The sequence below is a fragment of the Streptomyces sp. 13-12-16 genome, from assembly GCF_002114215.1.
Classification (GTDB): Bacteria; Actinomycetota; Actinomycetes; order Streptomycetales; family Streptomycetaceae; genus Streptomyces.
Window position 1 is genome coordinate 1 of sequence record NZ_NCTE01001019.1, and the last position, 2777, is coordinate 2777.

The 2777-nt window shown below is 75.8% G+C and carries 1 protein-coding gene and 1 pseudogene; both read right to left on the reverse strand.

The window, feature by feature from the left end; translation table 11 throughout:
• Window positions 1–109 precede the first annotated feature (109 nt).
• Window positions 110–1279 carry an AAA family ATPase gene (locus B7767_RS34260; RefSeq protein ID WP_085575498.1) on the reverse strand — a complete coding sequence of 390 codons (1170 nt, stop codon included), beginning with the start codon at window positions 1277–1279 and terminating at the stop codon, window positions 110–112.
• Between the two features lie 35 nt (window positions 1280–1314).
• A pseudogene (locus tag B7767_RS34265) lies at window positions 1315–2777 on the reverse strand (hypothetical protein); the annotation flags it as partial.

Here is a 2777-nt window from a genome sequence, read left to right on the forward strand (position 1 = left end):
ACGCCGACGAGGTAGGGCGCGGACGGGCCGGTGAGGGCGGCGAGCGCCTCGTCGGGCGAGGCGGGCGGGCCGTCCGGGACGGCGGCCCCGTGGGAGAGGGACACGGCCGTCAGCCCTCCAGGACCGTACGCAGGTCCCACAGGGTGCGCCAGGTGGCGGAGCCCTGCTCGGCACGGCGCCGGACGGGACCGTCCCAGTAGCCGCGCAGCCGGGCGGCGTCGGCGGGGTCGTCCTTGCGGACCACGCCGAGCAGATGGCCGGGCAGCAGTCCGAGGACGTCGCGGTCGCCCGGGAAGTAGGCCGCCGCGAGGGCGAGCGCGCCGGCGACGGACACGGCCTCGGCGGTGCTCATCACCGTCGACGGCCGTTCCACCTCCCAGCCCTCCGCCGACCGGCCCTCGCGCAGGTCCCGGAACGCGGTGACCAGGGCCTCCAGCACGGCGTCGTCGACCTGGAACGGCGCCCCCGCGCGTTCCACGGACGCCCGCGCCTGGCCGCGCACCAGCGCGGTCTCCGCGTCGAGGTCGCCGATGGGACCGACGGTCTCGAAGTTGAAGCGGCGCTTGAGGGCCGCGGACATCTCGGAGACGCCCTTGTCGCGGAGGTTGGCGGTGGCGATGAGGTTGAAGCCGGGCGCCGCGTGCGCCAGCGCGTCCTCGGTGCCGGCCAGTTCGGGTACGGCGATGCGCCGTTCGGAGAGCAACGACACCAGCGAGTCCTGCACTTCGGGCAGGCAGCGGGTGACCTCCTCGACGCGGGCGATCGCGCCCCGGGACATGGCGGTCAGGACGGGGGACGGCACGAGCGCCTGGCGGGTGGGGCCCTGGGCCAGCAGCAGCGCGTAGTTCCAGCCGTACTTGAGCTGGTCCTCGGTGGTGCCGGCGGTGCCCTGCACGACCAGGCCGCTGGTGCCGCACACGGCGGCGGAGAGCAGCTCCGACAGCATCGACTTGGCGGTGCCGGGTTCGCCGACGAGCAGCAGACCGCGCTCGCCGGCGAGGGTCACCACGCACCGCTCGACCAGTGCCCGGTCGCCGACGAACTTGTCCTCGATCACCATGCGGTGCGGGACTCCGTCGGGTGCCCCGGCGCCGTCGGGGAGCTTCAGGGCCCGGCCCCCGCTGCCCATGACGAACGTGACGACCGCGCGCGGGCTGAGCCGCCAGGCGGGCGGGCGCGGCCCGTCGTCGTGGGCGGCGAGGAAGGCGAGTTCGGTGGCGTACCGGTCCTCGGGCGGGACGATCTGGCGGGCCGGGGAGGGGGACGGGGCGGTGGTCATCGGCGCGGGTTCTTCCGGGTGCGGGTGGACGGTGGTCATCGGCGGCGGCCCTTGCGGGTGGCGCGGGTGGTGAGTTCCTCGTAGGCGGGTGCGTCGCCGGCGCGGACGCGGTCCCAGGCCCGCGTGAACAGCTCGGGCACCGGCAGCAGCGGTACCGCGTGGGTGCGGTCGTGGATCGGGTAGAGGCCCTGCTTCCAGGTCTCCACCGGCAGGGCGGGGGACTTCAGGTCCAGCCAGCCGCACGGCAGGAAGAGGGTGCGTCCGGCGCGGGCCCGCTTCGCCTCGACGACCAGGCCGGTGGCGGCCAGTTCGGCGCGGGCCTTCTTCGCGCGGGCGGGCTTCCAGCCGGTCCAGCGGGCGCGGTTGCGGTCCGTCGGGTCGGGCAGGGCCAGCAGTTGCAGGTAGAGCGCGGCCGCGTCCTCGCCCAGCCCGTGGGCTTCGGCGACCTCGGTGACCAGGCCGGGCACGCTCAGGGTGGGGTCCTGGGCGTAGCCGGTGGGTCCCGCGGGATCCGTTCCGGCCGCGAGGGCGCGGGCGAGTTCGTCGCCCAGGACGGTCCGCAGCGCCTGCATGCCGTCGCGCCGCCCGGCTCCGACGATTCCCTCGATCAGTCCGAACAGGGGGTCGTCCACCGCGGTGAGGGCGCTCGTGCGGACCAGGACGGCCTCCTGGTCCCGGTACCAGGGGCGCAGTACCAGCGCCTCGCCGACGGGTGTCAGTCCGTGCGCGTCGGCGCCGCCGGTGGCGGGCAGTCCGTACGCCTTGCGCAGTTCGACGGCGGTCGGCGTGCCCTTCTCGGTCCACTCCAGGCCGAGGTCGAGCAGCAGTGCGGGGTCGGCGACGCGGCGGCGCAGCGCGGTGAGTCCTCCGGGGAGGACGGCGCGCAGGGGGTGTCCGTACGGCAGGGAGTAGGCGAGTCCGGCCAGGGCGGCCACGGCGCGCGTCAGGTTGTGCCGGCCGGGCAGGGCCCAGGGGTCCTCCGCCACGAGGTTGCCGTCCTTGTCGGGGCGCTGCACGGTGGTGCGGCTGATCCAGGGGGTGCGGTGCGGGTTGAGCACTTCCTCGGCGGAACCGGTGGGCAGCCCTGCCAGGGAGAGCTCTCCGGCGAGGTCCTCGGGCAGGCGCACGACCCCGTCGAGGCGCTCGTCCCACACGCGGCCCGCCGCGTCCGTGTCCGGTCCGGCGGTCCACAGGTCACCGGGGTTCTCGGGGAGGAGCGCGCCGATGAGCGCCAGCCGGTCGCCGGCCTCCAGGGAGTCCAGCAGCGCGTCGCCGAGCTGCTTCTGACGTGGTTTCAGGCCGGTGGCGGCGATCACCTCGTCGGTGAGCTGCGACGGCCGCCCGGCGAGCAGCAGGGCCGCCTGCACCGGGCCCAGCCCGTCCCGCGTGGCGGCGGTCAGGGCGGCGGGCGCTTCCGGCTGCCAGGGCGCGGCACCCTTGTCCCGGACCAGGCGGGTGACGGCGGCCAGCGCGTCCGCCGGGAACACCGGCGGGGGGG

Excerpts from the sequence above, each read along its gene's own strand:
- B7767_RS34260 (WP_085575498.1), bottom strand. The coding sequence starts at position 1,279 with ATGACCACCGCCCCGTCCCCCTCCCCGGCCCGCCAGATCGTCCCGCCC.